Annotated in this window: 29 protein-coding genes; 10 read left to right on the forward strand and 19 right to left on the reverse strand. The window is 53.5% G+C overall.

What is annotated here, in order from left to right:
• Positions 1–146: 146 nt before the first annotated feature.
• The 4 genes from KNP86_RS09830 to KNP86_RS09845 all read left to right on the forward strand — a co-directional run bounded on the left by KNP86_RS09830 (position 147) and on the right by KNP86_RS09845 (position 1791).
• Entirely contained in the window at positions 147–455 is a 309-nt protein-coding gene (locus tag KNP86_RS09830; RefSeq protein ID WP_214754102.1) for a DMT family transporter, read from the forward strand.
• A gap of 11 nt (positions 456–466) precedes the next feature.
• Positions 467–808 carry a DMT family transporter gene (locus tag KNP86_RS09835; RefSeq protein ID WP_214754103.1) on the forward strand — a complete coding sequence of 114 codons (342 nt, stop codon included), beginning with the start codon at positions 467–469 and terminating at the stop codon, positions 806–808.
• A complete protein-coding gene (locus tag KNP86_RS09840; RefSeq protein ID WP_214754104.1) occupies positions 798–1145 on the forward strand; it encodes a nuclear transport factor 2 family protein in 348 nt (115 codons plus the stop codon). Before KNP86_RS09835 ends, KNP86_RS09840 begins: the two co-directional genes overlap by 11 nt.
• 136 nt (positions 1146–1281) lie before the next feature.
• Complete coding sequence (locus tag KNP86_RS09845; RefSeq protein ID WP_214754105.1) at positions 1282–1791, forward strand: hypothetical protein; 510 nt, start codon at positions 1282–1284, stop codon at positions 1789–1791.
• A 35-nt stretch (positions 1792–1826) separates the two neighbouring features.
• Here KNP86_RS09845 and KNP86_RS09850 read toward each other — a convergent pair whose 3' ends face one another.
• From KNP86_RS09850 to KNP86_RS09865, 4 genes are all read right to left on the reverse strand, one after another.
• The gene (locus KNP86_RS09850; RefSeq protein ID WP_214754106.1) at positions 1827–2189 is read right to left on the reverse strand and encodes a VOC family protein; all 363 of its coding nucleotides are present in this window, start codon (positions 2187–2189) and stop codon (positions 1827–1829) included.
• Positions 2186–2959: an ABC transporter permease gene (locus tag KNP86_RS09855; protein WP_214751501.1), complete on the reverse strand. Its 774-nt coding sequence runs from the start codon at positions 2957–2959 to the stop codon at positions 2186–2188. The genes KNP86_RS09850 and KNP86_RS09855 overlap by 4 nt, the downstream gene beginning before the upstream one ends.
• A complete protein-coding gene (locus KNP86_RS09860; protein ID WP_034778901.1) occupies positions 2956–3660 on the reverse strand; it encodes an ABC transporter ATP-binding protein in 705 nt (234 codons plus the stop codon). Before KNP86_RS09860 ends, KNP86_RS09855 begins: the two co-directional genes overlap by 4 nt.
• A gap of 63 nt (positions 3661–3723) precedes the next feature.
• The gene (locus tag KNP86_RS09865) at positions 3724–3942 is read right to left on the reverse strand and encodes a DUF6440 family protein (protein WP_034778903.1); all 219 of its coding nucleotides are present in this window, start codon (positions 3940–3942) and stop codon (positions 3724–3726) included.
• 83 nt (positions 3943–4025) lie between these two features.
• On the opposite strand from KNP86_RS09865, the gene KNP86_RS09870 reads away from it, so the two are divergent.
• Positions 4026–4481, forward strand: coding sequence for a hypothetical protein (locus KNP86_RS09870; RefSeq protein ID WP_034778906.1), 456 nt, complete (start codon positions 4026–4028; stop codon positions 4479–4481).
• Between the two features lie 379 nt (positions 4482–4860).
• Here KNP86_RS09870 and KNP86_RS09875 read toward each other — a convergent pair whose 3' ends face one another.
• Entirely contained in the window at positions 4861–5235 is a 375-nt protein-coding gene (locus KNP86_RS09875) for a GntR family transcriptional regulator (protein ID WP_235420213.1), read from the reverse strand.
• Here KNP86_RS09875 and KNP86_RS09880 point away from each other — a divergent pair.
• The gene (locus KNP86_RS09880) at positions 5228–5737 is read left to right on the forward strand and encodes a ChbG/HpnK family deacetylase (protein ID WP_235420214.1); all 510 of its coding nucleotides are present in this window, start codon (positions 5228–5230) and stop codon (positions 5735–5737) included. The genes KNP86_RS09875 and KNP86_RS09880 overlap by 8 nt on opposite strands.
• Before the next feature lie 33 nt (positions 5738–5770).
• Here the strand turns inward: KNP86_RS09880 and KNP86_RS09885 are convergent, their stop codons facing one another.
• Complete coding sequence (locus KNP86_RS09885) at positions 5771–6331, reverse strand: AAA family ATPase (protein WP_034778909.1); 561 nt, start codon at positions 6329–6331, stop codon at positions 5771–5773.
• A 146-nt stretch (positions 6332–6477) separates the two neighbouring features.
• Here KNP86_RS09885 and KNP86_RS09890 point away from each other — a divergent pair, with 146 nt between their 5' ends.
• Positions 6478–8529 carry an SH3 domain-containing C40 family peptidase gene (locus KNP86_RS09890; protein ID WP_214754107.1) on the forward strand — a complete coding sequence of 684 codons (2052 nt, stop codon included), beginning with the start codon at positions 6478–6480 and terminating at the stop codon, positions 8527–8529.
• Positions 8530–8625: 96 nt separating this feature from the next.
• Here the strand turns inward: KNP86_RS09890 and KNP86_RS09895 are convergent, their stop codons facing one another.
• Genes KNP86_RS09895 through KNP86_RS09905 form a run of 3 tightly spaced genes read right to left on the reverse strand, consistent with a single transcriptional unit; the run spans position 8626 to position 11750 of the window.
• Positions 8626–9405 carry a VLRF1 family aeRF1-type release factor gene (locus KNP86_RS09895; RefSeq protein WP_214754113.1) on the reverse strand — a complete coding sequence of 260 codons (780 nt, stop codon included), beginning with the start codon at positions 9403–9405 and terminating at the stop codon, positions 8626–8628.
• 15 nt (positions 9406–9420) lie between these two features.
• Complete coding sequence (locus KNP86_RS09900; protein WP_214754115.1) at positions 9421–10590, reverse strand: hypothetical protein; 1170 nt, start codon at positions 10588–10590, stop codon at positions 9421–9423.
• A gap of 32 nt (positions 10591–10622) precedes the next feature.
• Positions 10623–11750 (reverse strand): AI-2E family transporter, encoded by a 1128-nt coding sequence (locus KNP86_RS09905; RefSeq protein ID WP_214754117.1) that lies wholly within the window; start codon positions 11748–11750, stop codon positions 10623–10625.
• A gap of 162 nt (positions 11751–11912) precedes the next feature.
• Between KNP86_RS09905 and KNP86_RS09910 the strand changes: the two genes are divergently transcribed.
• The gene (locus KNP86_RS09910; RefSeq protein ID WP_214754119.1) at positions 11913–13163 is read left to right on the forward strand and encodes a hypothetical protein; all 1251 of its coding nucleotides are present in this window, start codon (positions 11913–11915) and stop codon (positions 13161–13163) included.
• A 12-nt stretch (positions 13164–13175) separates the two neighbouring features.
• Here the strand turns inward: KNP86_RS09910 and KNP86_RS09915 are convergent, their stop codons facing one another.
• Together KNP86_RS09915 and KNP86_RS09920 are read right to left on the reverse strand one after the other, a co-directional pair.
• The gene (locus KNP86_RS09915) at positions 13176–13340 is read right to left on the reverse strand and encodes a hypothetical protein (RefSeq protein WP_034778922.1); all 165 of its coding nucleotides are present in this window, start codon (positions 13338–13340) and stop codon (positions 13176–13178) included.
• Positions 13341–13359: 19 nt separating this feature from the next.
• Positions 13360–13587, reverse strand: a complete 228-nt coding sequence (locus KNP86_RS09920; RefSeq protein WP_058764445.1) for a DUF3221 domain-containing protein — start codon at positions 13585–13587, stop codon at positions 13360–13362.
• A 124-nt stretch (positions 13588–13711) separates the two neighbouring features.
• On the opposite strand from KNP86_RS09920, the gene KNP86_RS09925 reads away from it, so the two are divergent.
• The gene (locus KNP86_RS09925) at positions 13712–14596 is read left to right on the forward strand and encodes a tetratricopeptide repeat protein (RefSeq protein ID WP_240731297.1); all 885 of its coding nucleotides are present in this window, start codon (positions 13712–13714) and stop codon (positions 14594–14596) included.
• A 49-nt stretch (positions 14597–14645) separates the two neighbouring features.
• Here the strand turns inward: KNP86_RS09925 and KNP86_RS09930 are convergent, their stop codons facing one another.
• The 7 genes from KNP86_RS09930 to KNP86_RS09960 form a co-directional block, all read right to left on the reverse strand.
• Positions 14646–15395, reverse strand: coding sequence for an SDR family NAD(P)-dependent oxidoreductase (locus tag KNP86_RS09930; protein ID WP_214754121.1), 750 nt, complete (start codon positions 15393–15395; stop codon positions 14646–14648).
• A gap of 126 nt (positions 15396–15521) precedes the next feature.
• Entirely contained in the window at positions 15522–17228 is a 1707-nt protein-coding gene (locus KNP86_RS09935) for a methyl-accepting chemotaxis protein (RefSeq protein ID WP_214754123.1), read from the reverse strand.
• 190 nt (positions 17229–17418) lie between these two features.
• A complete protein-coding gene (locus KNP86_RS09940) occupies positions 17419–19242 on the reverse strand; it encodes a methyl-accepting chemotaxis protein (protein WP_214754125.1) in 1824 nt (607 codons plus the stop codon).
• 119 nt (positions 19243–19361) lie between these two features.
• Positions 19362–19574: a DUF2922 domain-containing protein gene (locus KNP86_RS09945; RefSeq protein WP_034778930.1), complete on the reverse strand. Its 213-nt coding sequence runs from the start codon at positions 19572–19574 to the stop codon at positions 19362–19364.
• Positions 19575–19603: 29 nt separating this feature from the next.
• Positions 19604–19816, reverse strand: coding sequence for a hypothetical protein (locus KNP86_RS09950; RefSeq protein WP_058764453.1), 213 nt, complete (start codon positions 19814–19816; stop codon positions 19604–19606).
• 26 nt (positions 19817–19842) lie between these two features.
• Positions 19843–19983: a YvrJ family protein gene (locus KNP86_RS09955; RefSeq protein ID WP_016510821.1), complete on the reverse strand. Its 141-nt coding sequence runs from the start codon at positions 19981–19983 to the stop codon at positions 19843–19845.
• Between the two features lie 68 nt (positions 19984–20051).
• A complete protein-coding gene (locus KNP86_RS09960; protein WP_029594867.1) occupies positions 20052–20264 on the reverse strand; it encodes a hypothetical protein in 213 nt (70 codons plus the stop codon).
• Positions 20265–20584: 320 nt separating this feature from the next.
• Between KNP86_RS09960 and KNP86_RS09965 the strand changes: the two genes are divergently transcribed.
• Entirely contained in the window at positions 20585–21025 is a 441-nt protein-coding gene (locus KNP86_RS09965) for a MerR family transcriptional regulator (protein WP_138858918.1), read from the forward strand.
• Positions 21026–21054: 29 nt separating this feature from the next.
• Here KNP86_RS09965 and KNP86_RS09970 read toward each other — a convergent pair whose 3' ends face one another.
• Positions 21055–21810: a Fic family protein gene (locus KNP86_RS09970; protein WP_058764455.1), complete on the reverse strand. Its 756-nt coding sequence runs from the start codon at positions 21808–21810 to the stop codon at positions 21055–21057.

A 21810-nucleotide genomic window follows, 5' to 3' on the forward strand; every position in this document is an offset into this window, starting at 1 on the left:
TCACGTTCAAATCTCGACTACAATGACTTTATTGATTTTCAATAGAACGAGGAGGAAGCACATGCTAAAAATTAATTCCTTATTCCGGACCACCATCCGTATGATTCGCAATCTAGGCGACGCTCCAATGAAAGGAATGCGTTGATATGGGCTTCGTCTATCTCGTCGGTGCCATCGTCTCTGAACTGTTCGGTTCGAGCATGCTGAAGCTGAACGCGACGACAACGAGCCGCCTGCCCGTCCTCGGTGTCGCCTTCGGTTACGTGACGGCGTTTTACTTGTTGTCGCTCGCCCTCCTCTCAATCCCGCTCAGTTTCGCCTATGCGTTCTGGAGCGGGGTCGGCACGGCGGCGACGGCGCTGATCGGCTTCCTCGTCTTCAAGGAACAAGTCCGGATTCAGACCGTTGTCGGCATCGGGCTTGTCATCGTCGGACTCGTCTTGATGAAACTATGAGGAGGGAAATCATGAAATCCTATGGAATCTTACTGTTATCGATTGCGTTCGAAGTGCTCGGGACGTCGATGCTGAAGCTGTCGGACGGATTCACCAATCTGTTCCCGAGTCTGGTTCTCTTACTCAGCTTCGCGATTTCGTTCACATTGATGGGCATCGTCTTGAAGACCATCCCCCTCAGCATTGCCTATAGCGTCTGGGCCGGACTCGGTACGGTCGCGACCGGGCTGATCGGGGTGTTCGTGTATGGGGAAGTGCTGTCGACCTTGAACAGCATCGGCCTGATCGTCATCGTGCTCGGCGTCATCGTCATGAATTTTGGAAAACGGGAGGAGCAACCACATGCTGGCTGACTTGATCGAACAACAGGAACGGGCGTTACTGACGACCGAAGTGCGCACATCGCCTGAGCACTTGCACCGTCTACTCACGGATGATTTCTTTGAAATCGGCAGTTCGGGGCGCATGTTATATCGGACGGCATCTGCCGCCACGATGGACCTCGGCGAGATTCACATCACCTTATCCGACTTCTCACTGGATAGCGTTCAAGACGACGTCGTCCTGGCCACGTATCGGACCGAAGACCACTCCACTGGACGCATCGCCTTGCGCAGTTCGATTTGGGTGAACGTTGATGGCCAGTGGAAGATGCGTTTCCATCAAGGGACAATCGTTCCGCCTTCTTGACACTAAATACGTCACCTCAAAAGGGAGTGTCCCAATCGACACTCCCTTTCATCATACCTGGTTCATTTTTGTACATACCCATCATGTTCATTTTGCTTATAATCAAGCCATCCGATGAGGTGAAAGGAAGATGAACATGAGTCAACACAAACAACCGCAATGGTTTCAATCCGTTCGTCCGAGGCGTTCCGTAGAAGAACAGCTGGCCCTCAAAGCGTCGCGTGAAGCGAAATTGACGTTCGAGCCGACCATCCCGCTCGATGCCATCCGTAAAAAACGACCGACCATCACCGTCACGTTCACGGTCGGCGGCTTCGGCATCCATAACGAGTCCACCATCACATTTTTTGAAGATGGCGCTGTCAAACGAGAAGTCATCTGGCGTGAAGAGTTCGACTTAAGCACGGCGATCCCCAGATCCGGTTGGTACAACGAAACAGATGCCTTCCGCGTCCATGAGCGATTCGTGTCGCTCGTCTCCCATCGCTGGCCTGAAGTGTTCGAAGAAAAAGGATGCTTCACGATGGACGGAACGCAATGGAACTTCACCGTGAACCGTCACGGCAAACTGTTGCACCAGCATAGTGGCAGCAACGCCTATCCCTCCAATTGGAAAGCTGTCATCGAACTGTTCGGCATCTCTTGAACGAAAAAAGAGCACCCACTGTGGGCACTCTCCATTTAGATAGCTTGAATCATCTCGACTCGATTGCCGAACGGGTCGCGGAACTCGAACCGGTCGAATCCGGGAATCGGGATGCCCGTGAGCCGCTCGATACCTTCCGCCTCAAGTTTCTGTCCCCATTCCGCTAAATCGGTCACGGCATAGGCGACATGTCCTTTTGTCAACAGCCGGTCAAACCCGTCCTCGGTGCCGACGTGGACGCTCTGGTCGCCGACCTCGAGCCAAAAACCGCCCCGTCCTTGAAGCGACGCCGGTTTCTCGATTTCTGGAAGACCGAGCACGCCACAATAAAACGCACGGGCACGGGCTTCCTCACCTTTCGGGATCGTGATTTGCACGTGATGGATGCCTTGAATCATGTCGTTTTCCCCTTTCGATACGTCAACCCGACGAACTGAAGTTTTTGGTTGAACAGGCGCGGATACGCGAGATAACCGACCATGACCGCCGAGATGGATGCGGTCGTCAAGATGAGGAACAAGATGAGTAATTGATAGAGCACCGCCTCCATCGGGTCGGCCCCACCGATGATGAGACCGCTCATCATACCCGGTAGTTGGACGAGCCCCATCGTCTTCTGCGCCTCGACGGTCGGAATCATGCTCGTGCGGATGGCGCTCTTCAAACTGCGCTCAATCGCTGCCTTCGGTGTGCCACCGAACGACAAGATGAGCTCAATCACTTCATCGCTCCGCTCGACCTCGTCTTTGAACTTGTTCAAGAACAAGAGCGACAACACCATACAATTCCCGATGACCATGCCGCTGATTGGGATGACTTTCTCCGGCTCGAACGGGATGATGCCGAGCCCGAGCATGAGACCCATCGTCAACGTCTCGACCGTGACGAGCGTGAGCAGAATCATCCATGTGATGCCGGGGATGCCGTCCCCTTTCTTGATGATGTTCTGTGTGGCCGCCCCAATCATGAGCAGGATCATGAGCAACATGAACACCGGGCTGTCGCTCTCGAAGACGAACGTCAAAATATAGCCGATGATGAGCAACTGAACAATCGACCGCACCGTCGCGATCAAGATGTCGCGTTCGAGCCCGAGTTTTAAGAACAGCGCCAAACCGAGCGGGATGGCGACGAAAATCAACGAGGTCATCAGTTCGATGAACGTCATAGCTCTTCCCCCCTCACGAAACGACCGATCATCGGGTTGTCCGACTCGTCGATGAACGTCGCATCGCCGAACTCAATCAGTTCCCCGTTTCGCAAAAACCACATGTCATCACTGACACGGCGGGCTTGATCAAGGTCGTGCGTAATCCAGACGACGGTGACCCCGAAGTCTTTTTGCAGCCTGACGATCAACCGCTCGATTTCTTTCACGGTCCGATAGTCGAGGCTCGCCGTGATCTCGTCCAATAACAGCACGTCCGGTTTGTTGACGAGCGTCCGGGCGATGGCGACCCGACTCCGTTCCCCGCCCGACAACGTCTTGATCGGTTGGTCGAGCGAGATGCCGCCCAAGTCGACTTTCTGTAGCAGGTCCGCCGCCCGCTCGCGTTCGAGCGTCTCGCCGAAGATGGCTTTCGGCAGGTTCATGTTGTCGTACACCGTGCCATCAATCATCGGCGCACTTTGGAACGCCATACCGACACGTTGGCGCAACTCGATGACGTCAATCGAATCGATGTTCTCCCCTTTAAAATAAATCGCGCCGGCGTCCGGCGATAACAGGCCGTTGATGTGCTTCAGGCACGTCGTCTTACCGGCACCGCTCGGACCGACGAACGTCGTGATCCGTCCTTGCCGGAAATATCCCGTCACGTTATGTAAAATGTCTCCATGACTCACGTTTTTGAATTCGATAATATGCATCGGCGTCGCCTCCCATCATGTCATGCTGTCTGTCTCAAAAATACATGTATAAGTTTTCTGAACTCACAGTCTATACCCTTCCTCGACCACAACATCACCATTCGCGTCGAGTAGCGGGGTGATGCCACTACCGGTCCCGACCCACGTCTGGATATAGTTCACGCCGGTGGCCGTATCGACGAGAATGGTGATTTGACCGAGTTCCGGCAGTTGTTCCGTCAACTTGACGTGAAACCGTTTCGTTCCCGCCGCTTCTTCTGCTGTTTTCTTTTTGAATAGCATTGTATCCCGCCTTTCCCTAGTTACTTCTCATCATATCTTTTATAATCGAAATGATAAAACAAATACCTTCTTAGAGGTGCATCGTGAAAACATATGACAAAATGCTCGTCGCCATCTATGAACCTGATTGGAACTGCCATGCCGATAAAGGGGCTTGGCTTTATGTCGCGCAACCGAAAGATACAAAAAAGGGATTGTTCCGCCTACCAAACTACATTTACTATTTTATCTCTCTTGATGAAAAAAGAATGCCGTCCGAGTATGGGGTCGTCAAAACAATTTCACCAAGCATCACCGCAAGAGATCTTGCCGAAGCTGACTACGTAAGCCGAAACAAAGACGTCTCCTCTATCACGGAAGAAATCATCGAGGAGTATGAACGATTTTTGACGACAATAAATGCTCAACCAGAACATACCCCAATGGCCGTCACGTGGTTCGAAAAGCTGTTCCCGATAAAAGAAAAAAGATTGAAAGTTCATAAGAAGTTTTTCAGCGGTCTTACAAAAGAAGAGAAAGCTGAACTCTTTGAAAACTGATTTAACCTCATGCAGGTTTGTGAGTAACTTTGTTCGAAGGCAGAATTTATCTTGTTTACATTAAAGTAATGTAAATCGTAAATCATCTATCTGCTAAACCTATTCATTTAAGGCAAAAATAAATAGGTTTATTCAATTTTGACCTAGTTCAATCTTGTAAACATAGTCATTCATGCGAAAAGTGACTAGGTTTACGAGATTATGATTATAAAACGACTCGTGTCTTCTAAAGCAACGTGAGAAAAAAACTTCATATCTCATCTGTCTCACCGCCCATGTGAAGAGTCTTATACTCATTCTAACGTCGAATGTATGTAAGGCTCTTTTTGTAAATGTTTGATGAAACAGACAAAAAAACACGCCAATCTCGGCGTGTTTTTCATGAATAGCTCCGCTCGATGACGAAGCTCGTCTTATCCCCTCTGAAGTAGGACCGTGAATATTCGATCGTGCGTCCCGAGGCATCCTCGGTCACCGTCTCGATATAGAAACACGGTGTGCCGAGCGGACAGTCGAGCAACCCACTCACTTTCTCATCGGCTAGCGCGATTTCGAGCGACTCCGTCGTTTTGGCGACATGGACGTCATGGACTTGCGACAGCGTCTGGAAGAGCGAATGCTCGGCCTGGTCTTTCGTGATGCCCGGTGCGATCTGCCACGGGATGAACGATACCTCGTACTGCGTCGGCTCCCCGTCGGCATGACGGATCCGCTCAATTTTTTGAATCGGCGCCTGTTCGTCGACGGTGAACACGTCTGCGAGTTGTTTCGTCGCCGAGACGAGCACACCGCTCACGAAAGAAGACGGGACGTTCCGCTACACGAACCGTTTTCTGACCGAGACGGCGCCAGACCCGGAGCTCGTCTATCTCGAGTGGAAAGCCCAAATCGAGGCGTTTCGCGCGACGGGTCTCCCGCTCCATCATCTCGACAGTCATCACCACGTCCATGGCTGGCCGGCGATTCAAGACGTCATCGTCCGTCTCGCCGAAGAATATGGCACGACGTTTCGGGCCTTAACGACACTCGACGCACGCCGGGATTTGTGGGTGACCGAACGGTTCAGCGACCAATTCTACGGTGATGGCGTCACACGAGAGACGCTCGACGCGCTTCAACCAGGCGGTTCAATCGAGGTGATGGTCCATCCCGCCGACATGGACGACACGTTACGAGGTGTCACCTCGTATCTGGCAGAACGTCTCGTCGAGAAAGAACTGCTCAAATCTTATCAACGCCCCGAGTGGTGGGCATAACAAAAACGAGCTCCTTCGCGGGGCTCGTTTTCGTCATAGCTGGAAATGTTGTTTGATTTGTTCGGCGACCGTCGTCGCATCGAGATGTGTGTTGTTGATGCGCAAGTAGTTGTCGACATCGAGTTCCCCGTCCCGTGAGTTCAATCGGTATAGCGTCGCCGTCTGCTTCAACTCGCCTTCCGACCAGGCGATGTCCCGCTTCGTCGGTTTATGCGTCAACCGGTTCTCCGTCGTGTTCCGGACGAGCCGTTCCTCGATGTCCGCCTCGAGCTCGACGTAATAGATGTCGGCCCCGTTCGACTCGAACAGGTCGGTCACTTGTTTGATATACGCCCAGTCCTCTTCCAAGTCGAACGCCCAGACGAACGTGAAGATCATCCCGTCCAAATCACTTTTCGCGACCGCGTCGAACAGCTCATGGCGGAACAGTTGGACGAGGCGACGCCCTTCCAGTGTCCCGTAACTGAAGAACGGATTGACGAGGTCGATTGTCATATGGTTATGGAACAGCTTCAAGTCGGTGATTCGTGCGAGCTCTTGTCCGACCGTCATCTTGCCGACGGCTTGCGGACCAAATAAGACTACAAATTTCATGGTTTTCCCTACTTTCCGGATGCTTTTTGTTATTCTAGCATGCCATATCGGAGACAAGATACAATATCCCACCTCATTTTCTAACATTTTCCTTTTCTAAGTCGATATAATAACAGATGAAACTATAGACTTGAGGTGGCTACATAATGTACAAACGCGTATTCAGTTTGCTTGTCTTATTCAGCTTTTTCTTGGTGGCTTCCGTCTCCGCAGAAGCGACCGTCCTATTAATCAAGGTCGACACACCACTCCTCGTATCGATGGAAGACAGTGATAGCTTGACCGTGTTACCGAAAGGCACGGCCGTCACCGTTCTCGATCGGTCCGATACCCACGCCCTCGTATCAGTAGGTGAACAAACCGGGTACGTCCCGAACGAAGTCCTCGCCGAACCGGTCACGAAAACCGTCATCGCTGAAACGAACCTGCTGGATGAAGCCGGGAATGCGGTCGAGTCTTTATCATACGGTGCGACCGTGAGCGTCTACGATTTAGAGGACGAGACCACACTCCTGCGCGTCGTCGGCGAGACGGCTCGATTCGTCCAACGTGCTGCGCTTGCCGATACGGCGCCTCCACTTCTTGGGGAGACACGTTATGTGAAATCGAAGACTGACTTGTATGCCTCGCCGCGCACGGGTCCCGTCGTAGGGCAATTGCCACTCGGACAAACCATCACCGTGTTCGGACAAACGAACGGATATTTCCGCATCCAATCGGGTGACCGCTATCGCTATGTACCGGCGCGTGCCCTTTCAAGTCGCCCCGTCAAAACGACGGAACGGTACATCTCAAAAGATACGTCCTTGTACGCCGATGCGACCCAATCCACTCGTGTCGGGACGGTCAAGCGAGGTCAACGCATCAGTATTTACGGACAAGTCGGGAGTCGGTCACGCGTCTTCACGGGCGGACAGTATCGCTTCGTTCAAACGAGTCATACGAGCACGACCAAGCCTGCCCCATTGAAGACCGGTCAACGCTACATCACAAAAAACGCCACTCTTTACAGCGAGTCATTCAAACAAATCGGGACGTTGAAGCGCGGAGCACTCGTGAACATTTATGGGACATACGGGAAGTACACGCGCGTCTTCACGGGCGGACAGTATCGCTTTGTCGCAACCAGCCTAACGAGCACGAAGAAGCCACCACTCTATGACGCGACAGGTAAACGTTACGTCAAGTTCGATGAGGTCGAGGTATATCAGGCCGCGTCCACGTCTTCTAAACAAGTGACCGAGTTCAATCGCGGACGGTTGATTGAGACATACGGTACGAGCGGACATTACACACGCGTCAAAATTGGGACGAGCTATCGTTTCGTCGCCACTGCGTACTTGAGTCTAAACAAGCCGCTTCCGAAACCGAAAGTTGGGACCGTCTTCTACACCCAACTCAGCGGGACACCGTACTTCTCGAATGATATCGCCTATACTCGTCCAGCCGGACAGTTAGCACGCGGCGCCAAGCTCGTCGGGCTTCGCTCGATCGATGACGACTTTTGGCAAGTCCGGCTCGCATCCGGTAAAAAAGTATATGTCTTGAACCCGTATATTGCCAAGACGAAACCGAAGGCGGTCGCGGCGAAAAGTGTGAACGTCAAAGCGCATTACCAGACGTTCAAACGCACACCGTTCTATGCGAATCCGTACGATACGAAACCAATCGGGTACCTCGACTCGAACCGACGGGTCTATCCGCGGTCCCTTCACGGCGATTCGTATTTGATTCAAGACAGTTGGCGACCGGTTTACGTGAAGAAGCAGGACATTCGCATGAAATCGGACCCGTTACTCGCGTCACGTGGCAACACACAAGCCGAGCGCATGATTGCGGCCGCTGCGAAACATCTCGGGACGCCGTACACATGGGGCTCACAATCTCCGCTCAATGGCGGGTTTGACTGTTCCGGACTCATTCATTACGCGACCAACCAAGCCGGTAAAGTCGGCGGACGGACGAATGTGAGCGGTTATTGGCAAAGCAACCATTTCAAGAACCGCCGGACGAATATTTCGAGCGGAAAACGAGGCGACATCATCTTCTTCCACGGGACGTATCGCAACGGACCATCTCATATCGGCATCATGCTCGACAAAGAGACGTTCATTCACGCCGGTGGCGAGATGCTCCAAATCAACTCGATTCATGATCCGCAGTGGCGCCCTCATTTCCTCGGCTACAAATCACTTTAATTCAAAAACGCCTGTCCTCCTATGAGGTCAGGCGTTTTTTTGGTGACACGATGGGCGCCTACTTCAGAAGTACCAATGTCCTGTCGCTCACTTTCTTCACGCTTCAAACGCCCTCCGCAATACCTCCTCTTCCTCGGCATGTCCTAAGTTCCGGTTCACAACCCGCTCGACGTCGAGTCCGAGTTCATCTTTCAACAAGTTCGCGCTCCGATCTTGGCCGATGATGACGACCTCACTCCACTTGTAATGCTTATGCAGTTTACGAATCTCTTCGGCGATGTCCCGATAGAATTGATGGATTTGGTTCTCTTTCCGGCTATCGAATTGATCCACTTGGCTGCTCGATGAAGCCTTACCGCCCGCACCGCGCCCTTGATAGCGTCTCCATTGGTCAGTGTCTAAATCAAGATCGAACACGACGACGTCCTCGACTTCACCGAGTCTGGTGTCATATGCCGTAATGCTGTCAAGCTGGGCGAGCAAGATACCCGTGTTTGGGAACTCGGCGTCGAGCTTCTCGATTTGATCCAAGTTCGGTTTGTCCCCGTAATGAAACTCGTTATCGACATCGAGCTGTAGGAAGTGCAGTTCGAACAAGCCGTCATTCCCTTCCGCGAATAAGACGATGCTGCGCAACAGCTTATGTTCGTTCCCTAAAATTTCTCGCTCGGCCCGTTCGCGAAGCTGTTTGAACGCCTTCCGTTTCGCCTCATCTCCGCTCGCCTCGACTTCTTGCTCGAGCCGGCGCAACTCGTTTTTCAAGTTGATCTCCCATTTGCCACGCTCACTCGGTTTCGTGCTCAAGTACAGACTGAGCACCCCCGCCTCTGCATTGTGAAGTTGCTTGATTTTGCCTAGTTCAGTTGATAATGCCATGTTGTCTCCTCCTTCTTAATAAATGAAAGCAGCAAGTATCCCCGTGATGAACACGGATGTGATGGTCACCGTCGAGAACCCGGCGACAATCATTTTCGGTAAAATCTCATCCTCGATGATATGCACCTCCTCTTCCGTCTCCCCGATACTCTTCGCGGCCTCTTCACTCAAGATGAGCGTGCCCGGGAATCCGTACAGCGCCGTCAACCCGATTGCCATCGACATCTCTTTCGAATAGCCAAGGAAGCGTCCGACGATGAGTGCGAACAACAGCAATCCAGATACCCCGAGGACGAACGAGATGGTAATCGGGACAATCAACTCGAACAAAGCACTCGGTGACAGCGTCGCGAGCGGACCGAAGATGATGAGAAGAATCGCAATCATGATGAGACCATAGGCATCAATCCCGTTCAACGCGTTCGCTTTCAAAATCTTGAAGCGGCGCAACACAATCCCGAGAATCAAGGCGATGACGAACGTGTTCAAGTAGCCGTTCGTCCAGCCACTCAAGACGGTCGAGAGGAGGACGACAACCCCCATGACGAACAGCGTCCCCGCCGTCGTATGAAACGCGGCCGGTAAAATCGAATCGTCTGTCTCGTCATGGACGACCGCGTGCTCTTCCGGTGTGACGAGCGTGCCGTCGCGATGCGCCGTCCGGATGCGACGTGCTTCTTTCCGTAGGATGATCGATGTGAGCGGGAACCCGATCAACCCTTGCGTCGCCGCAATCAACACTGGGAAGACGGCGACCGAGACGAGCCCGGCATTGACGGCCGCGTCTTGGACGAGGATGATGGAGATCGTTCCGCCGCTGATGGCTGCGATCGCACTGAGCACGTAGTTCGTGTCGAGGAAAAACTGACCGATGCCATATAGGAAAGCAGCAATCCCGAGGACAGCGGACACCCCGATGACGAACGTCTTCCATTGTCGTTTGAACTCATCGAGGCTGATGAGCGTCCCAAGATGGACAATCACGAGACCGACGACCGTCTGACCGAGCGTCAGTAACGAAGAGGAAGGCAACAAATCTTCCGGGAATAATCCCGATTTGAACCCGATGAGAAAGATGACCGAGGCGACGAACAGAGACGACAGGAGCGCTTTCGTCTTCTTTGAGACATAGTCGCTAATCGTCCAAATCAGCATGACGATCGTGAAGGCGAGTAAGGAGTTCATGCCGGAATCCCCTTTCAGGATTGAGTCCTACATCAACGAGTTGAATCACCGGAGAACTTCGACTGTTTGCGGAGCGCATATAGTTTTTGAATGTTGAGGAACGTGACTTTGAGGACAGCGTAGAGCGGGACGGCGAGCAACATACCGACGATACCGGCGAGACGCCCCGCCACGAGCAGGACGAGCGTGATGGTGATGGGATGGACACGAAGTGACTTGCCTTGGACGAGCGGTGAGATGACGTTGGCGTCAAGTTGTTGGACGATGGTGATGGCGATGATGACGTAGATGGCTTTGACCGGTTCATCGATGAACGCGATCAAGACGGCGGGTGCGGCCCCGAGGAACGGGCCGAAATACGGGATGATATTCGTTGCGAAGATGAACAGACCGAGCGGCAGGAAGAATGGGACGTCGAGCAACCACAGGGCGAGCGTGGCGAAGAAACCGACGAACGTACAGACGATGAGCTGGGCGCGGACGTAGCGCTTAATCGTCTCGTGCATATCGTGCAGGATGTGACGGGCGTCCTGTTCATACGTCGGCGGAATCCAGCGGACGATCGCACTCGCGAGCTTGCCGCCGTCAATCAGCATGAAGACGTATAAGAACAAGGCGATGAACAACGTGAACAGCCCTGAAATGACGAGGGTAAGCAGACGGCCGAGCGACCCGGCGACCGAGCCGATGACGACACCGAGCGCATCGGCCAATTGGCGGACCCACGTCTCGACGGACGTCGCGTTCTGTTCGGCGTACTCACGGAACCAACTGTACTCTTCGAGGCGAGCGTACAATAACAGGAATTGACGATAACTCTCTTCGGCGAAGCGCGGGAACGTATCGAGCAAGGCGAGCAGTTGCCGCGTGATGAGCGGCCCGAGCGTCAGGACGAATACGACGGTCAATAAGAGCAACAGCAACAGAATCGCCAAAATCGCGAGCGACCGGCGCTTGAACTTCAGTTCCAACCAATCGACGAGACCGACCGTCAAATAGAATAAGATGCCGGCGAATAAAAACGGGGTCAGGACAGTGGCGAAAAAGATTCCAATCGGATAAAACAAGAATTCGACTTGTTTGGCCATGAACAGAATCGTCAAGATGAGCAACACCCAAATCCCATTACGAAATGCACGGGTCGTCCAAAAGGGCTGCATGTCGGTTTCCCCTTTCTCAAACGTTACATTAGTTCTTTCCCGTTTTGAACAAGTTCAGTCCACCTACCTGTTTTGTATGTGCCCCCGACAAATATTTGTTTACCCCCGCTTCATATGAGGAATAGGCATATCATCTATGTTTATAAAGGAAGGTGTCATCCCGTGACTTGTCCACGCTGCGGAGCGAAGACCCGCTCGAAAACCACTGTTTGTCCGACGTGTGGCCATCGCCCACGTCGCTTGAAATGGATTGCTGTCCCCATCGTCATCGCACTCATCGCGTTCGTCTCGTTTTTAACGAACGCCTATCTCACCGACACTCCGCGCTCGAGTGAATCGCTCGCCGACAAAGTCGATTTGAACATCACCGAAGATACGGTCTCGGCCGACGGGGCCACCACCGTCGACCTCGAGACGTTGCAAGATAGCTTATATACGATTGGAACGGGCTCCGGCTTTTTGATTAGCCCGCAAGACGTATTGACGGCGGCCCATAACGTCGCCGGCATCACTCGCGTCACATTGAAACAAGGTGACGAGACCGTGAACGGTACCGTCGTCGGTCGGACCGACGCCATCGCCGTCATCCGCATCGAGAAAGTGAAGGCGACACCGTTCTCGTTCAGCCACGCGATTGTCGGACAGGACGAGCCGGTGTTAACGCTCGCGCCGGATGAGCAGATCGAAGGAACGCTCACGTTCGAAGAAGACAGCTATAAGCGGGAATTCGATTTACCGAACCGCGCCGTCGGCAGCCCAATCGTCACGGCCAATGGCCGGGTGCTCGGCCTCCATTTGGTGACGAAGACGCTCCCGGTCGCCTTGTTCGAACAAGACGTGTTGTCGTTTCTCGAGTCGGACACGCCGGCCCCGCCACCGACGAAAAAACGCAGTACGCCGGCCGCTGAACTCGCACCGGTCGCACCGATCACACCGGTCCCGAAACGAGAAGATCCGGCAGAACCCGCTCCGGCTCCAGAACCGGAACCGACACCGGAACCAGAAGCTGCTCCCGAAGCTCCAACTGAAACCGAGGAGCCAGCAGAAGAACCGGCTCCGGTCGAAGAGGAAGCACCAGCCGAGCCGGAACAACCGGCCGAAGAACCCGAGACGCCTCCCGTAACGGAGCAACCGACCGATCCTGACGTCCCTGTGACCGAACCGGCGGAACCGGTCGAGCCAGAGAAGCCAGCCGCTCAGGAGAAAGAAGCGGAAGCACCGGCACCGGTCAAAAAGCAAGACAAACCGAACACAAAACCAAAGACAGATCAGCCCGACACAAAGCCGAAACAAGACAAGACCGATAAACCGACGTCACCGCCCGTCACCGAGGAGAAACCGGACGCAACTGACGCGACCGAGGATGTCCCGGACGAGCCGGCAGAAGACGAAGAAAGCACGCCATCTGAATGATGACGTGCTTTTTCATGTGTCTTTTCGAGAGCGCCGCTGCACGTTGCCGACCGCGGCCCCGAACAAGAGCAGGATGATCGACAACATCCAAAACGGCATCACGTCCTGCAACAACCAGACGATCAGCGCACTGATGGCGATGACGACGCCCATCCATAAGAAATTCGACTGTCCCATTCAATTCACCTCGACACCATCATAGCACATCGATTCGATGCGCCGTCGCCTGTGGCGGCAGCGAGCGGGTCATCTTCTCATCATGCTCGACGCGCACCTGTTGACCTACGGCGAGCGGTGTCTCGTCCTCTCGCAACGGCTCCTCCCAGTGAAATACGATCCCATCGAACGGCTCGGCATCCAAGTTCGGCGCGACTCGAATCCGCGTTGGCTCGAGCTCGACGATATACCCTGTGAACGTGACCATCTCCATTCCTCCCTTTCCACGGAAATCCTTCCCTTTTCTTTTCCCATTTTTTGAAATTAATCTACTCGTCCGTCCAATTGCTCGGTATAATGAAGCCACACTCATGAACTTGGGAGGGACCCTCATGAAACACACCATCGATTTACACCATCTAGATTTTCAACGCACCTTCCTTGAGATGATGCTCCTTGAAGAACTGATTGACGATTATAACGCCGAGTCCATCGAGTCGCTCATCGTCCGCGGCGAGACGCACTTTCCCGAGGACCCTTTCTTCCCGGCGATGCGGGCATATCCGCTCATTCGCGAAGGCGAGTTCGGCCGGGCCCGCGCCGCGCTCGAAGCAGCGGGCGAAAAAGGCGACCATTATATGATTCACTGCCTCCACGGTCTCTTGAGCGATGATACGAATTTCACGTTCGAGGCCGAGCAGTATTTCCTTCGCGCCGTCGAACGCTATCCGGACGTGCCGATGGTCCAACGCGCGATCGCCGTCCATTACTTCAACCGCAAGTTTTACGGGGAGGCCGGACTCCACTTGATGCATTACGTCCGGCTCGCCGGGTTCAATGAAGAGACCGTGCCGATGCTACTCGAATTCTTCCAAGCGTTCGATGAGATTCCGCTCGAGATGAACGATGAGCTCCTCAAGGTGGCCATCGGGTACTTGAACGCGAACCCGCGCAACCCGCGCGCCCACTCGCTCTATGCGTCCATCTGTAGCCATCGGGTCGAGATGCTCGTCAAACGGTTGCCGGAAGACAATCATCAGCTCGATGACGAGACGATCGCGATGCTGCTCGAGGTCGAAGAGCACGGCATGTGGAGTGCGACATATGACGACAGTGAGGACCATATGTTCCGCGCCATGTTCGCCGATTATATCGACAACGTGGTCTTGCCGAACACGTCCAGACTGTATGTATATCGCTTACGTCTTCGCTACTGGTACCACCGGCTCACGCACCGCTTGACCGGGGGTTACGGGGACTCGATGCGTTCGTCGTAAACAAACAAGGGGTCCTGCCACCGCATGTCGGTGACTGGACCCCTTGTTTTTATCCCATATACGGATGAATCGGTCCGCGCAACTCGAACGAGTAGTCCTCGTGGTTGACGATGCCGACGACCTGGTCGCTTTCGAGCAACTGCAGCAAAAACTCGGCCATCTCTTCGGCCGTATGATACTTCTCGACGTTTTGGCTATAATCAAAGTCCTCTTCTTCACGGGCACGGTTCGCAAAGCCGGTCTCCGTCGCGGCCGGTGCGAGCACTTTCGCCCGCAGCTTATCCCCGTCGTTCATGAGCTCTCGGGCGAGCCCTTCCGTATAGGCACTGACGAAGAATTTCGACGCGCTGTACGTGACACCTTTTTTGGCGATGTGATAGCCGACGACAGACGCGACGTTCACAAGCGTCGCCCCTTCGACGTTGTGATAGTCGCGGACGTATAGGCTCGAGAGCACCGTCAACGCCTCCACGTTCAAGCGGATCATGTTCTCGATTTTTCCGACCTCGACGTCTTTCACGAGATTCGAGTCCCCGAACCCGGCGTTATTGACCCACGTCTCGATATCGAGATCGGCGAGTGACTCATACAATCCGTACACGTTCTCGCTATAAGACAAGTCTTTCGCTTTGATGATGACGTCACTCTTCGGTGAAATCGATTTGATCTCACTCCGCAGCTTCTCGAGTTCATCGTGACGACGCGCCACGAGCACGAGCGACTTCCCTTGTTTGGCGAATTGTTTCGCCGCTTCATAGCCAATGCCTGAACTTGCCCCGGTGATGACGGTATATTTCATAATCCTGTCCCCTTTTCACTGTAATCGAGATCGATATCTCTCTTCGGCAATTCCCCTAACCCTGCCCCCTCAATCCTTGGAACACGCAAAAACCGTCCTCCCCTGGACAGGAAAGGACGGTCCACATTACGTTTGGAAGCGACCGATGAGCGTCTGCAAGTCTCCGGTCATATTGCCGAGCGACTCGGCGACACCGTTCAACTCTTGAATCATCGCGAGCTGGGCGTCGGCCGTCTCACCGACGCTACGCATCGTCTCGGCCGTGCCTTCACTGTCACTCGCCATATGGATTGCCGCTGTCGCGACTTGTTTCGTCGTCGTCGCAATCTCGCTCGAGGCGACCCGAATCTGTTCCGTGTTCTCGACCGAGGCGTGCAATTGCCCGACGATTTGTTGGAACGACGCCGTCGCTTCTTCAAGCAACGCCGTGTTCGTCTCGACGCGACGGGCACTGATGGCGTGACGTTCGAGCACCGCGTTCGATTGCGTTTGAATCGATTCGATCAAGCCGGCGATTTGGGACGCCGATTGTTTCGACTGTTCCGCGAGCTTGCGGACTTCTTCAGCGACGACGGCGAAGCCTTTCCCTTGTTCCCCGGCCCGGGCCGCTTCGATGGCCGCGTTCAAGGCGAGCAGGTTCGTCTGGTCGGTGATCGACTGGATGACCTCGGTGATGAGGGCAATCTCGTCTGATTGTTGTTTCAACGCCGTGATTGACTGGCCGGTCACGACCGTCTCCGATTCGAGGGCGAGCACTTCTTGCTTCGCTTGTTGAATCGTCTGTTCCCCGCGTTCGGCGAGCTTCAGACTCGTCTGGACGTCTTGGCTGATCGTCCCGATCGACGTGGCGATCCGCTCGACGCCTTCGTCGGCCGCCGCGACCGCCTGTCCGCTCTTCGAGGCAGCTGCCGCTTGGTTGACCGTCTCACCGACGACTTGTTCAATCATCCGTGTCGTCTCTTCCGTTTGCGAGGACATCTCTTCCGTGCTCGCGTACAGTTCTTCCGACTGGGCCGTGATTTCTTGGGCGTTCCGGCTCACTTCGTCGATGAGTTCGCGGAGGTTGCCTTTCATCTGGTTGAAACCGAGCATGAGCTCGCCGATTTCATCGCGCGTGAGCGCTTGAAGGTCAGCGCGTGTCAAATCACCGTCGGCGACGATACCGACCTCGTCCGATAATTGACGGAGCGGGACCGTGACCATGCGCTGGAGGAAGTAGCCGGCGCCAAGCGTGAGTACGAAAATGATGACGGCAATCACTGCAGAGTATATCAATGCACTTTGACCTCGGCTCTCAAGCTGCGCTTGCTTCGCCAACATCGCGGCTTCCGATTCGGCTTGCATCGTCTCGCCTGACTCAATGATCGATGCCGTCACATCCGGCATCAACCGGAGCGCGAGTCGGTCCACCGTCTCTTGATCATCCGCGTCGATTGCTTGAATCAACTGTTGTGCTAAGTCATCGTAACCTAACGCGTATGACATCAAGTTCTCTAGTTCTTTCGTCTCTTCTGTCGAAGGCGAGAGTTCTAACAGGGCGTTGATTGCTTCTTTTTTCTCTTCTGCCCCTTGCTGCTCTGCTTCAAGCCGGGCCGGCTCTTGTTCAAGAATATAACCACGCAGGCCATACGCCTGACGGACCATCCCTAACGATAGTTCATCGGCCGCCTTCATCCGCATGACATCTGATGAAATCATTTCTTCATATCGGCTCGTCGCATCGTTCAGCGCCATCAGATTGTAACCCATCCCGATTACGACGAGTAAAAGAATCATTCCAATCCCGCCAAACAGTTTCTGCGTCAATGTGAGTTGATTTAGCCTTTTTTTCATCTTCTCGAGGAACGCGTCCTCTCACACCTCTATTTCTATCAAATTTTGGAATCACATGATTTCTATCGGTTTGTGCAAACGGTTTTCCACATTTGTTTCCAATTCTTTTATCGATTGACCTTATTTACGAGTCTTATGTTCCATTTTTTGTCACAAAAAAACCGCAGCTCCTCACGGCTGCGGCCTCGTTTCATAACTTGAACTGTGACACACGATTCGAAAGTTCGATCGCTTGTTGTTCGGTTTCGTGCATCCGAGTTTGGACGTCGTTGAACCGCTCGACGGACAGTTGGACTTTCTCCGAAATCGATTGCGTCCCGTCCGCCCCTTCCGTCACGGTCGTCGCGACTTCTTGGATGACGTGGAGGATGCTGTCGGTCATATGGCGGAGTTGGAGCGCGTTCGTCTCGAACGTCTGTGCCGTCTCCCCAAATACGGTCGCATCCGCTTCATATTGCGTGGCCGACTCCTCGAGCCGGTCGTAATCGGCGAGCACTTTCGTATCGAGGAACGTCAACATATCAGCCGAGCTCGTGTTGAGCCGGGCGACCGAGTCGATGACCGTATGCGATACCGCTTGAATCTCGTTCACCGTCTGGCGCGAGTTCTCGGCGAGCTTACGAATCTCCGAGGCGACGACGGCGAAGCCGCGACCGGCATCCCCGGCCCGGGCCGCCTCGATCGATGCGTTCAAGGCGAGCAAGTTCGTCTGGTCGGCGATAGTCAAGATGGCACTCGTCAAGACACGGATCTGTTCGACCGACTGCGCCCCTTTGATGGCGTCGTCGAGCTCGATGCGCTTCTTGTCGATGATGGCGTTCGCTTCCGTCTTCGAGGCGACGGCTTGCTCACGGAGCGCATGGGCCCGACGCTCGACATCGCTCGCTGTCTTGGCGCTCTCGTTCGACAAGTCGACGATCGTATCGATGGAACTGCCCATCTCGGTCGTCGACGCGCTCATCTCTTGCGACGACGCGGCCGTCTCTTCCATACCGGCCGTCAATTCTTCGACCGTGCCTGACGTCTCTTCCATATAACGGCTCAATTGTGTCACTTCCGTCGCCACTTCTTTCGACGACACGAGGACGACTTTCGCCGTCTTGTCGACATCGACCATGATGTCGCGCAACGTGGCGAGGAACGTGTTGAACGAGCGGCTCACTTGAGCGATCTCATCGTTCGACGTGACCGGGATGGCCATCGTCAAATCGCCGCCTTGCGAGGCCAATTCGTCAAATTTCTCTTGGAGCACCCGCATCGGTTTGATGATTGAGCGCAATAAGCTCAGTCCGAGAAACAAGAGAAAGACGAACGCTCCGATCGTCACGACGAGCAGTGCGATGAGCGACTGCCCGAACTCGCGTTCCATGTCGGCGCCGACGCGTTCTGATCCTTCCGAGTTATAAGCAACGAGTTTGTTCAGGCGTTGCGTGAAGTTATCGTATGTCGATTGTGACTGGGCGTCATAATACGAACGGGCCATGCCGTTATTGCCGGACGTGCTGAAGATGAGCATGTTGTCCGATACACGCTGATACATCTCCCACTGCCGACTGAAGTTGGCGAACAGCTCTTTGTCTGTCTCGCCCGTCGCCGTCTGTTCGTATTTCGGGGCGATCTCATTGATGCGCGTCCGAATGTCTTTCATCTCGGTCATCAATTCTTCTTTCGCGGCCGCGTCGTCGGTCACAATGTGTTCGAGTTCGAGCGCGCGATAGTTCGCCGCGAGCGTGTTCAGTTCATGGGCGTAGTCGAGCCCTTTGCTCCAGTTGTTGACGATATCATCGCCTTGCCGGTTCGCATCGGCGAGCGACAAGAGCGAATAGCCGCCGACCCCTGCGACCATGAGGAGCGCGAGGATGACGAGTCCCCACAGCTTTTGACGGATGGTCAGGTTCTTGCCGGTCACCCGCTTCCCTTCACGCGTGCTCGACTTTCGCCACTTCGGTTTCCATTGAAAGCGCCGGACGTTCAAACGGTTCCGCAACGCCTTCCACTTCTGTTTCACTGACATATGTATTTTCCCCTCTCGCGTGCAACGTTTCTTCCTATATCGTCTTGACGTCGAGGAATCTAAAGGAAATTGACCAAAATAAAAAAAGATGACTGAAAACTCAGTCATCTCTTGATTCGTTATTGGACGTTCAACACGGTTTGCGTGCCTTCAATCATCTTGATTTCTGTCCATTTGACGACGCTCTTGCCGAGCGGGTCGTTGGCGACCATGAAGTCGGCGAGTGCTTGGACTTTTAACGGATCGACCGGTTGTTTCACGTTATTCAAACGGAAGCGTGATACTTTATTGAACATATCCAAAAATGCGATTTCTACTTTAGTCTCAGTCATGGGTTAGTCCTCCTTGGATGTGGGTGTGATTAGACGAGATCGTATTCGCGAACGACCGACACGGTGAAATCTTCTTGCTCGGTCAAGTCGAGCATGAGGTGGCCGAACGCCTCGGCGTTGTCAGCCGTGAGCGCCGCCCGGATCGGACCGAAGCGCTGCGTTTTCTTCGTCGGTTTCAAGCTGTTCAAATCATGGTGCGTCGTCAAGACGAGCGTCGCTTTCTTTTCAGTCAATACGGCCATGGGGGATGGCTCCTTTCAGGGATGGATTACGATTCGGATGGATAGGTCGAGTCGAGACGCTCGAGCAATTGAATCATGCGCTCAAGGCGCGTCTCAATCCGATGGAGCAGATAGAGCGAGACGACGATCGGGAAGCCGAGGTTCGAGATGAGTTCGGGCCAGCTCATGTGCCCACCCGCTCATCGGACAAGGCTCCGGCGGAACGCATTAGTACACGCATCAGGGGTTCCTCCAATTAGAACGTCACGTGGAACTCACGCGACACGACGTATGCGGCGGATTCGACCGCGAGAAGCGGAATCAACAGATCACCGAACTGCTTGATCTCCTCGGTCTCCATCCGCGCACCGAGTGGACCGAACCGGACGAGCTGACGCTTTTCCTTGCCGTCAACGAGCCGCTTCGTGTCGAGATAAAAGACGCTTGCGTATTCTCGATACACTGCCATATGTCTCACCTCCTTCGCCCCTATTAACCGCAGTTGGTGAATGTTTGCTCATATTTCCTTGTAACCTTTTCGTAACGACTATAGACCCATTCTGAATGAAGGCGCATTCATCGTCATAAATCGGCTTTATTCCTTGAATTCCCATACCAATTAGGGTATCTTAATAGGCGTCAATCGAATTTTGAAAACACGCCTAAAGTCCCACGAATTCATTTCCCCACTTTGAAAAAACTGACAGTTAATTACTTGAAAATGGGGTACTATACGGAGGAGGGCATTTTCGAAATGACCAGTTTGACTTGAAGAAGGAGATACTCTAGATGAACAGCTTAGACTTCGCACTCAACACCCCTATTCCTTCCGCTCAACTCGACTTCGACCAAACCGACCTGACGTTTTACGCGACCGACTGGGATGACTATCGCCCCGAAAACGCGAAGCCGCTCCTGTACAACGAACGCCCATTGACCGTCTATCCACTAAAAGAACTGAGCCGTGCGTTTCATGTCGCCGGGATTCCCCGTAGCCAGCAACAGCTGATCAAATGGGAAACCGACGGCGTCTTGCCACCGACCCCGTTCACGATGGGACGCAAGCGCTTCTATACGGAAAATCAGATTCGGACTATCGTCGACATCGCATTGGAATGCGGACTACGGCCCCGGACACACGTCAAAAAGACGAACTTCTCCGAGTTGGCCCATAAAGAATTGGCGTACATACTCCAGTTAGAATTAAAAACCAAACTGCCGCATGAATGAGCGGACATGAGACAGCCCTTCCTGACGATTCAGGAAGGGCTGTTTTTGGATGGACGAGGGGCGATGGCGCTCAAATACAAATCAAGCGATGTTTCGACCTCTGTAGCGACCAGATTGATAAAGTCGTTGTACATTTCTGTCGTATGCGCCCGATCTAGCGCATTGTAATAACTCAGGCGATTTTCGACTTTGATGACGACAGGCGGATAACCGGACTTCATCAACTCCAAATTGAGCAATAACCGAGACGTACGACCATTTCCATCAATGAACGGATGAATCCCCTCGAACTTAGCATGCAATAAAGCACCCCGTTCAACTGGATGCATCGTATTCGTCTCTGTTTCATACCAATTTATCAGCTGCTCCATCTGTTCTTGAATGAGATAAGGAGGCGGCGGCACATGAGCGGCTCCGGCAATAAACACTTGCTGATCCCGATAGACGCCTGCATACGCATCATCAATGCCTTTCAAGACGAGACGGTGCAAATTTTTAATTTGCCACTCCGTCAGCGGCTCTTCACGTCGAACAATTTCTTCTACGTAGGAAATGGCATCTTGGTGGTTGATCACTTCTAGATGTTCTCGCATCGTCTTCCCGCCAACCGTTATACCTTCCAACACCACTTTGGTCTCGTTGATTGTCAACGTATTTCCTTCAATGGCATTCGAGTTATATGTCCATTCTAAAAAGAGTTTTGCTCTCAAACTTTGAAGCGTATACGTCGGCAGCGGTCGGCTTTGATCTAGTTGCTCTTTTTTATTCGTCAGTTGCTCAAACAT

This window comes from Exiguobacterium sp. s16, assembly GCF_018618115.1.
Classification (GTDB): Bacteria; Bacillota; Bacilli; order Exiguobacteriales; family Exiguobacteriaceae; genus Exiguobacterium; species Exiguobacterium mexicanum_A.

Coding starts and splice junctions, on each gene's coding strand:
- KNP86_RS09830 (WP_214754102.1), top strand. CDS start 147: ATGGGCTTCGTCTATCTCGTCGGTGCCATCGTCTCTGAACTGTTCGGT.
- KNP86_RS09835 (WP_214754103.1), top strand. CDS start 467: ATGAAATCCTATGGAATCTTACTGTTATCGATTGCGTTCGAAGTGCTC.
- KNP86_RS09840 (WP_214754104.1), top strand. CDS start 798: ATGCTGGCTGACTTGATCGAACAACAGGAACGGGCGTTACTGACGACC.
- KNP86_RS09845 (WP_214754105.1), top strand. CDS start 1,282: ATGAGTCAACACAAACAACCGCAATGGTTTCAATCCGTTCGTCCGAGG.
- KNP86_RS09850 (WP_214754106.1), bottom strand. CDS start 2,189: ATGATTCAAGGCATCCATCACGTGCAAATCACGATCCCGAAAGGTGAG.
- KNP86_RS09855 (WP_214751501.1), bottom strand. CDS start 2,959: ATGACGTTCATCGAACTGATGACCTCGTTGATTTTCGTCGCCATCCCG.
- KNP86_RS09860 (WP_034778901.1), bottom strand. CDS start 3,660: ATGCATATTATCGAATTCAAAAACGTGAGTCATGGAGACATTTTACAT.
- KNP86_RS09865 (WP_034778903.1), bottom strand. CDS start 3,942: ATGCTATTCAAAAAGAAAACAGCAGAAGAAGCGGCGGGAACGAAACGG.
- KNP86_RS09885 (WP_034778909.1), bottom strand. CDS start 6,331: ATGAAATTTGTAGTCTTATTTGGTCCGCAAGCCGTCGGCAAGATGACG.
- KNP86_RS09890 (WP_214754107.1), top strand. CDS start 6,478: ATGTACAAACGCGTATTCAGTTTGCTTGTCTTATTCAGCTTTTTCTTG.
- KNP86_RS09895 (WP_214754113.1), bottom strand. CDS start 9,405: ATGGCATTATCAACTGAACTAGGCAAAATCAAGCAACTTCACAATGCA.
- KNP86_RS09900 (WP_214754115.1), bottom strand. CDS start 10,590: ATGAACTCCTTACTCGCCTTCACGATCGTCATGCTGATTTGGACGATT.
- KNP86_RS09905 (WP_214754117.1), bottom strand. CDS start 11,750: ATGCAGCCCTTTTGGACGACCCGTGCATTTCGTAATGGGATTTGGGTG.
- KNP86_RS09915 (WP_034778922.1), bottom strand. CDS start 13,340: ATGGGACAGTCGAATTTCTTATGGATGGGCGTCGTCATCGCCATCAGT.
- KNP86_RS09920 (WP_058764445.1), bottom strand. CDS start 13,587: ATGGTCACGTTCACAGGGTATATCGTCGAGCTCGAGCCAACGCGGATT.
- KNP86_RS09925 (WP_240731297.1), top strand. CDS start 13,712: ATGAAACACACCATCGATTTACACCATCTAGATTTTCAACGCACCTTC.
- KNP86_RS09930 (WP_214754121.1), bottom strand. CDS start 15,395: ATGAAATATACCGTCATCACCGGGGCAAGTTCAGGCATTGGCTATGAA.
- KNP86_RS09935 (WP_214754123.1), bottom strand. CDS start 17,228: ATGAAAAAAAGGCTAAATCAACTCACATTGACGCAGAAACTGTTTGGC.
- KNP86_RS09940 (WP_214754125.1), bottom strand. CDS start 19,242: ATGTCAGTGAAACAGAAGTGGAAGGCGTTGCGGAACCGTTTGAACGTC.
- KNP86_RS09945 (WP_034778930.1), bottom strand. CDS start 19,574: ATGACTGAGACTAAAGTAGAAATCGCATTTTTGGATATGTTCAATAAA.
- KNP86_RS09950 (WP_058764453.1), bottom strand. CDS start 19,816: ATGGCCGTATTGACTGAAAAGAAAGCGACGCTCGTCTTGACGACGCAC.
- KNP86_RS09955 (WP_016510821.1), bottom strand. CDS start 19,983: ATGAGCTGGCCCGAACTCATCTCGAACCTCGGCTTCCCGATCGTCGTC.
- KNP86_RS09960 (WP_029594867.1), bottom strand. CDS start 20,264: ATGGCAGTGTATCGAGAATACGCAAGCGTCTTTTATCTCGACACGAAG.
- KNP86_RS09965 (WP_138858918.1), top strand. CDS start 20,585: ATGAACAGCTTAGACTTCGCACTCAACACCCCTATTCCTTCCGCTCAA.
- KNP86_RS09970 (WP_058764455.1), bottom strand. CDS start 21,810: ATGTTTGAGCAACTGACGAATAAAAAAGAGCAACTAGATCAAAGCCGA.